This is a genomic window from Streptomyces sp. GbtcB6, from assembly GCF_019091475.1.
GTDB lineage: Bacteria > Actinomycetota > Actinomycetes > Streptomycetales > Streptomycetaceae > Streptomyces > Streptomyces hyaluromycini.
Window position 1 is genome coordinate 43,596 of record NZ_JAGXJL010000061.1, and the last position, 7,210, is coordinate 50,805.

General features: G+C 71.2%; 6 protein-coding genes and 1 pseudogene. 6 read left to right on the plus strand and 1 reads right to left on the minus strand.

Annotated elements, in window-relative coordinates:
• Positions 1-3: 3 nt before the first annotated feature.
• Complete coding sequence (locus KVT45_RS47385) at positions 4-978, plus strand: ABC transporter ATP-binding protein (RefSeq protein ID WP_217557492.1); 975 nt, start codon at positions 4-6, stop codon at positions 976-978.
• Entirely contained in the window at positions 971-2,032 is a 1,062-nt protein-coding gene (locus KVT45_RS47390; RefSeq protein ID WP_217557426.1) for an ABC transporter ATP-binding protein, read from the plus strand. Before KVT45_RS47385 ends, KVT45_RS47390 begins: the two co-directional genes overlap by 8 nt.
• A 214-nt stretch (positions 2,033-2,246) precedes the next feature.
• On the opposite strand, the gene KVT45_RS47395 is transcribed toward KVT45_RS47390, so the two are convergent.
• Positions 2,247-4,373, minus strand: coding sequence for a prolyl oligopeptidase family serine peptidase (locus KVT45_RS47395; RefSeq protein ID WP_217557442.1), 2,127 nt, complete (start codon positions 4,371-4,373; stop codon positions 2,247-2,249).
• A 192-nt stretch (positions 4,374-4,565) separates the two neighbouring features.
• On the opposite strand from KVT45_RS47395, the gene KVT45_RS47400 reads away from it, so the two are divergent.
• The 4 genes and pseudogenes from KVT45_RS47400 to KVT45_RS47415 form a co-directional block, all read left to right on the plus strand.
• On the plus strand, positions 4,566-4,760 hold the full coding sequence (locus KVT45_RS47400) for a hypothetical protein (protein WP_046733847.1): 195 nt from the start codon (positions 4,566-4,568) through the stop codon (positions 4,758-4,760).
• Between the two features lie 71 nt (positions 4,761-4,831).
• Positions 4,832-5,737 (plus strand): N-acetyl-1-D-myo-inositol-2-amino-2-deoxy-alpha-D-glucopyranoside deacetylase, encoded by a 906-nt coding sequence (mshB, locus tag KVT45_RS47405; protein ID WP_217557456.1) that lies wholly within the window; start codon positions 4,832-4,834, stop codon positions 5,735-5,737.
• Positions 5,734-6,150 (plus strand): DUF6113 family protein, encoded by a 417-nt coding sequence (locus KVT45_RS47410; protein ID WP_217557459.1) that lies wholly within the window; start codon positions 5,734-5,736, stop codon positions 6,148-6,150. Before mshB ends, KVT45_RS47410 begins: the two co-directional genes overlap by 4 nt.
• A 156-nt stretch (positions 6,151-6,306) precedes the next feature.
• A pseudogene (locus tag KVT45_RS47415) lies at positions 6,307-7,210 on the plus strand (hypothetical protein); the annotation flags it as partial.

The following is a 7,210-nucleotide window of genomic DNA, read 5'->3' on the forward strand; positions in this document are numbered from 1 at the left end:
GCCGTGCTGCTCGAAGTGCGCGACCTGCACGTGGAGTTCCGGACCAGAGACGGGGTCGCGAAGGCGGTCAACGGCGTCTCGTACGCCGTCGACGCGGGGGAGACGCTGGCCGTGCTGGGCGAGTCGGGGTCCGGCAAGTCGGTGACCGCCCAGGCCGTGATGGGGATCCTCGACATGCCGCCCGGGCGGATCGGCGGCGGCGAGATCCTCTTCCGGGGGCGCGATCTGCTGAAGCTGAAAGAAGAGGAGAGACGGAAGATCCGGGGCGCCGAGATGGCGATGATCTTCCAGGACGCGTTGTCGGCGCTGAACCCGGTGCTGAGCGTGGGCGACCAGCTCGCCGAGATGTTCGTCGTGCACCGCGGGATGTCGAAGAAGGACGCGCGGGCCAAGGCCGTCGAGCTGATGGACCGGGTGCGGATCCCGGGGGCCGCCCAGCGGGTGCGGGACTATCCGCACCAGTTCTCCGGCGGCATGCGCCAGCGCATCATGATCGCCATGGCGCTGGCCCTGGAACCGGCGCTCATCATCGCCGACGAGCCGACGACGGCGTTGGATGTGACGGTTCAGGCCCAGGTCATGGACCTGCTCGCCGAGTTGCAGCGCGAGTACCACATGGGGCTGATCCTGATCACCCACGACCTGGGCGTGGTCGCGGACGTCGCCGACCGGATCGCCGTCATGTACGCGGGGCGGATCGTGGAGTCCGCGCCCGTGCACGACATCTACAAGGCGCCGGCGCACCCGTACACGCGTGGGCTGCTCGACTCCATCCCCCGCCTCGACCAGAAGGGCCAGGAGCTCTACGCCATCAAGGGCCTGCCGCCCAACCTCATGAACATCCCTCCGGGGTGCGCCTTCAACCCGCGCTGCCCCATGGCCCAGGACGTGTGCCGCACCGACGAACCACCGCTGTACGAGGTGGACCAGCACCGGGGCAGTGCCTGTCACTTCTGGAGGGAGTGCCTCAATGGTTGACGCGGTGGTTGAGCCGATCCTGGAAGTGAGTGGACTGGTCAAGCACTACCCCTTGACCCAGGGCATCTTGATCAAGAAACAGATCGGTGCGGTCAAGGCCGTTGACGGTGTTGACTTCACGCTCAACAAAGGAGAGACCCTCGGCATCGTCGGGGAGTCAGGCTGCGGCAAGTCGACAGTTGCCAAGATGCTCGTCAATCTTGAGCGGCCGACGGCGGGGTTGATCAAGTACAAGGGCGAGGACATCACCAGGCTGGGCGGCCGTGCGCTCAAGGCGGTCCGCCGCAACATCCAGATGGTCTTCCAGGACCCGTACACCTCCCTCAACCCCCGTATGACCGTCGGCGACATCATCGGGGAGCCGTACGAGATCCATCCGGAGGCGGCCCCGAAGGGCGACCGGCGCAGGCGGGTCCAGGAGCTGCTGGACGTCGTGGGGCTCAACCCCGAGTACATCAACCGCTATCCGCACCAGTTCTCCGGCGGCCAGCGGCAGCGCATCGGCATCGCACGGGGGCTGGCACTGCGCCCCGAGGTGATCGTCGCCGACGAGCCGGTGTCCGCGCTCGACGTCTCGGTGCAGGCCCAGGTGATCAACCTGCTGGACCGGCTCCAGAACGACTTCGACCTGTCGTACGTCTTCATCGCCCACGACCTCTCGATCGTCCGGCACATCTCGGACCGGGTCGGGGTGATGTACCTCGGGCGGATCATGGAGATCGGCAAGGACGAGGAGATCTACGACCACCCGACCCACCCCTACACCCAGGCGCTGCTCTCCGCGGTACCGGTACCGGACCCGGAGGCGCGGGAGCACCGGGAGCGGATCATCCTGAGCGGGGACGTCCCGTCGCCGACGAACATTCCGTCGGGGTGCCGGTTCCGCACGCGGTGCTGGAAGGCGCAGGAGCGCTGCGCGCTGGAGGTGCCGATGCTCGCGGTGCCCGCGGTGTTCCGGCTCGCGCCGGGGCCGGCCGCCCATGACTCGGCATGTCACTTTGCGGAGGAGAAGCGGGTGGTACCGCCGGACGATCTTGGTAACGGGGGTGCATAGCGGGGCGTATGCGGGTCAATCGCGTTAACACACAGGCAACTTCTCTGACCCGGTCTCGATATACGGACGCGGCACGCTTAACAGCGTACGGCCGTGCGGGTGCCGTAAACGGGCCGGAGCGCGCCATGTCGCTCCGGCCCGTTGCCGTGTGCGGGCGGGTGGGGGCTGATCGCGCCCACGCGGCGGAGCCGCAAATCGATACGGCCCCGCGCCCCTAAAGGGGCGCGATGCCCAGGGTCCGCTTCAAGAAGTCCAGTTGGAGCAGCAAGAGGTTCTCCGCCACCTGTTCCTGCGGGGTCATGTGGGTCACGCCCGACAGGGGGAGCACCTCGTGCGGGCGGCCCGCTGCCAGCAGGGCGCTGGACAGGCGCAGGGAGTGGGCCACCACCACGTTGTCGTCCGCCAGGCCGTGGATGATCATCATCGGGCGGTGGGGTTCGGCGGCGTCGACCAGGCCGGTGTCGTCGATCACCGAGTTGCGGCGGTAGACCTCCGGCTGTTCGGCCGGGTGGCCGAGGTAGCGCTCCTGGTAGTGGGTGTCGTACAGGCGCAGGTCGGTCACCGGGGCGCCCACCACCGCCGCGTGGAAGACGTCCGGGCGGCGCAGGGCCGCGAGGGCGGCGAGGTAGCCGCCGAAGGACCAGCCGCGGATCGCCACCTTGGTCAGATCGAGGGGGAAGTCGGCGGCGAGTGCCTGGAGCGCGTCGACCTGGTCCTGGAGGACGATCGCCGCGATGTCGTCCTTGACGGACTTCTCCCAGGCCGGGGAGTGGCCCGGAGTGCCCCGCCCGTCGGCGACGATCACCGCGAAGCCCTGGTCGGCGAACCACTGCGAGGTGAGGTGGGCGTTGTGGGCGGCGACCACGCGCTGGCCGTGCGGACCCCCGTAGGGGTCGAGCAAAACCGGAAGGGGAGTGTCTCCGTGGTAGTCCTGTGGCATAAGCACGGCGCACGGAATTCGGCGTGCGCCCCCCATGGTGAGCGTCACGCGCGGGGGCAAACCGGGGTCTTCGGCGTACGACATGACAGTCGCCACATGCTTTCCGTCGCGCAGCACCTGGACCCGGGCGCCCGGGCTGTCCAGGGTGGCGGAGACCAGTACGGTCACGCCCCCGGCGCGCACCGCCGAATGCACGCCCGGCTCCTGCGACACGCGCTCCACGCCGAGCTCGTTCACGCGGTAGACGTGCACCTCGCCGATCTCGGGGGACTCCGCCTCCTCGCCGGCGGACGCGGAAACCAGCACGTCATCGGCGGTCACGTCGAGAACCGCGCGGATGTGCAACTGGGGTCCCGTGAGCGGCCGTTCACCCACCGCGAGCACCCGGGCACCGCCCTCGTCGGCGATCCGGACCAGCTGTCCCGAGGGGCTCCAGCAGGGCACCCCGCCGAACAGTTCAAGCCATGTTGGATCTTCGTCGGCGTGCACCATCCGGGTCGCCCCCGACCCCGGGTCCACGGCCAGGAACAGCTGGCTGCGCTGGTCGCGCGCCTGTACGAGCAGCAGCGGGGCACCCGCCTCTGACCAGTGCACATGCGCCAGGTACGGATAGCGCGCCCGGTCCCAGGAGACCTCCGTGCGCTCCCCGCCGAGGTCGTGGACGAACAGGCGTACGTCCGCGTTCTCGGTGCCCGCCGCCGGGTAGGCGACATGATGTGGCTCACGCTCCGGGTGGGCGGGGTCGGCGATCCACCACCGCCGTACCGGCGTGTCGTCCACGCGCGCCACGAGCAGCCGGTCGGACTGCGGCGACCACCAGAAGCCGCGCGAACGCCCCATCTCCTCGGCCGCGATGAACTCGGCCAATCCGTAGGTGACCTGTTCCGACTCCGGCTCGGCGAGCGCCCGGTCGCCCTCGCCCTCGGCGCCCACCACGCGCAGGGCGCCCCCCGCGACGTAGGCGACATGACGGCCGTCGGGGGACGGGCGCGGGTCGATCACCGGCCCGGGGACCGGGAGTTCGCGCGCCGTGCCGACCCTGAGCTCGGCCGTGAAAAGCCGCCCTGACAAGGCGAAAGACGCCAACTCCAGGGCCGTGTCGGTGGCGTAGCCGACGATGCCGGCACCGCCCTCGCGGCTGCGTTCGCGACGGGCCCGCTCCTGGGGCGAGAGGTGCTCATCGGCACCGCCGAGCAGGGTGCGCGGGTCCGCCGCGAGGCGCTCCTCGCCACTCGGTACATCGAGAATCCAGAGGGAGTTGGCGCGGTCCGTGCCGGAGCCGGAGCGCAGAAACGCCACGCGGGAGCCGTCGGGGGCCACGGTGAACGCGCGCGGCGCGCCGAGCGTGAAACGCTGGGTGCGGGCGTGCCGGCGGGGGAATGAGACAGCCTCGGTCGTCATCCCCCGACCATATTGGCCATGCGCCCCCTTGTGCGGCCGTGCGCCGAGCGATGCGCGAGCACGCATAGTTATGATCACTACCGCTGAGTGGGTATGAACCTGCTGGCTTACGCATGGAATTGCTGTACCGATCTACAACCCCCATAGTCCGAACCCCCCCCGCATCCCTGGGATCTTTGGAGGTGAGCCGCCGTGGCACTCTCGATTTCGGCGGTGGTGCTGCTGGCGATCATCGTCTTCTTGTTGATCAAGAAGTCGGGTCTGAAGGGCGGTCATGCCGTGGTGTGCATGCTGCTCGGTTTCTATCTCGCCTCCTCGACCGTCGCGCCGACGATCAGCGATCTGACGACGAACGTCGCCAGCATGATCGGCAGCATCAAGTTCTGACCCCGATCACTTTTCGCACCGGTCGACCGGGGCTGCGCGGCACTGTCGGTGTCGTTTCGTAGGGTGGGCACATGACGGAACTGCCCGCCCCCAGCCTTCGGCCGGGGGGACCCCCATCGCGCTTCGCGCGCCGTCTGTTGCTCGTGCACGCGCACCCGGACGACGAGTCGATCAACAACGGCGCCACCATGGCCCGCTATGCGGCCCAGGGCGCCCATGTGACGCTGGTCACCTGCACCCTCGGCGAGGGCGGCGAGGTCATCCCGCCCGAGCTGCGGCATCTCACCGGCCCCGCCCTGGGCGAGTACCGGCTGGGCGAGCTCACCACCGCCATGCGCGAGCTCGGTGTGGACGACTACCGGCTGCTCGGCGGCCCCGGCCGCTACCGCGACTCCGGAATGATGGGCCTGCCCGACAACGACGTGCCCGACTGCTTCTGGCAGGCCGACCTCGACGAGGCCGCCGGGCACCTGGCCGAGGTGATCCTGGAGACCCGCCCCCACGTCCTCGTCACCTACGACGACAACGGCGGATACGGCCACCCGGACCACATCCAGGCCCACCGCGTCGCCATGAGAGCCGTCGAACTGGCCGCCCAGGCCGGCCACCGCATCCCCAAGGTCTACTGGAACCGCGTTCCGCGCACGGTCGCAGAGGCCGCCTTCGCCCGGCTCCAGGAGGACCTGCCGGGGCTGCCCTTCGGCAAGTCCGCCGCCGTCGACGACGTACCGGGCGTGGTCGACGACCGCCGTGTCACCACCGAGATCGACGGTGCCGCGTACGCCGGTGCGAAGACCGCCGCGATGGCCGCCCACGCCACCCAGGTCGAGGTGGCACCGCACGGCGCCCGCTACTTCGCGCTCTCCAACGAACTGGCGCAGCCCGTGTTCACCACGGAGTTCTACGAGTTGGTGGGCGGCCGGCCGGGTGCCGCGCGCGAGACCGATCTCTTCGCGGGCCTCGGGGAGGCGTCATGAGTTCCGGTGGACGCGGGTCGGCGCTCGCGCAACCCCTGCAGGCGCCCTCGGCCGGCCGGGCCGTGGCTCTCCTCGGGCTGGTCGTGCTCGGGGCCGTGGTCGGCGGCGCAGGGGCCCTCGTCCAGGCCGGCTGGTTCCCGGGCGGGCTGCTGCTCGCCCTGGCCGGCGCCGCCGGGCTCTTCCTCGGCGGGGCCAGGGCCATGGGCAGCCGCTCGGGGGCCGTCGCACCCGCGTTCGGCTGGGTCGTCGCCGTCATCTTCCTCACCGCCAGCCGGCCGGAAGGCGACTTCCTGTTCGGCGCGGGAGTCGGCTCGTACCTCTTCCTGCTCGGTGGCATGGCGTTGGCTGTGATCTGCGCCACAATAGGTTTGGGGCGGCAACCCGATGCGGCCGGCGCCCGACTTGGCAAGTGACGTACCACTTCGCCGTGGGGCGCCCGTGGGAGTCCGGTGTGGGTTTCCCCAGCGGTCATGGGATAAGCGTGAGAAGTGGCCAGTATGGTGGTGCGCGCCGCCGAGCCGCCCGAGCAAGGTCGTCACCGGCGGTGGAGCCAACCGGGAGAACCTGCCTTGAGTCGTGAAACTGACACTCCGTCCTCCGGGCCCAACGGGCGCGGAGGATCCGCATACCCCTCGGGCACGCCGCCGTACGGGACCCCCATGGCTTCCGACGACGGTACCGACGCGGCCCGTTCGGCCGCGCAGCCGGAGGAACGCAAGACCGAGACCACGCTGACGACCCGGATCCGGATCAACATCCCCGGCTCCCGGCCGATTCCGCCCGTGGTCGTCCGTACCCCCGTCGCGGACGTCGACGGCGGCGCCGCCGGTGCCGCCGGCACGGGCGGCACGGGCGAGGAGACGGGCACGCACGCACTGCCCACGGGCGCCGCCACGTCCACCGGCACCGTCGAGCCGCCCGCCGCCGAGCCGGCGCCCGCGCCCGGCGCCGAGGAGAAGGCCAGCGACTGGTTCGCGCCGCGCAAGTCCGGCCCGGCCAAGGGCGGTCCGCGCGGCGGCGCCACCAACGGCGGCGGAGCCCCCGGCGGTTCCCCCGCCGCGGCGCCGAACGGCCCGGCGACCCAGGGCGGTGCGCGTCCGGGCGGCGGCCGTCCCGGCGGTGTCGTCGGCTCCATGAGCGTGCCCGGCACGTCCCGGCCCGGCGCGACCAACGGCGCGGGGCTGCCCACGGGCGCGACCGGCGGCCCGGTGGCTCCCGGACACGGTGGCGGCACCGGCTCCTTCGACGTGACCGAGGCGCTCGCCGCGGGCCCGCTCGGCGGCCCCCGGGGCGGCGCGAAGGGCGGCGGCGACGCCCGCCGCGACGACCTGCCGTACTTCTCGGACAACGGCGGCCAGAACGGCGCCCAGGCCGGTCCCGGCGCGCCCGGCGGTGGCCCGGGCCGGCCCGGGGGGCCCCGCGGCGTTAACCGGCCCGGGGGGCCCCGCCGGCCCCCCGGCCCGCCCAGAGGGG

Bases quoted from the DNA above. Each gene is read 5' to 3' on its own strand.
- KVT45_RS47390 (WP_217557426.1), top strand. From the start codon at position 971: ATGGTTGACGCGGTGGTTGAGCCGATCCTGGAAGTGAGTGGACTGGTC.
- KVT45_RS47395 (WP_217557442.1), bottom strand. From the start codon at position 4,373: ATGACGACCGAGGCTGTCTCATTCCCCCGCCGGCACGCCCGCACCCAG.
- mshB (WP_217557456.1), top strand. From the start codon at position 4,832: ATGACGGAACTGCCCGCCCCCAGCCTTCGGCCGGGGGGACCCCCATCG.
- KVT45_RS47410 (WP_217557459.1), top strand. From the start codon at position 5,734: ATGAGTTCCGGTGGACGCGGGTCGGCGCTCGCGCAACCCCTGCAGGCG.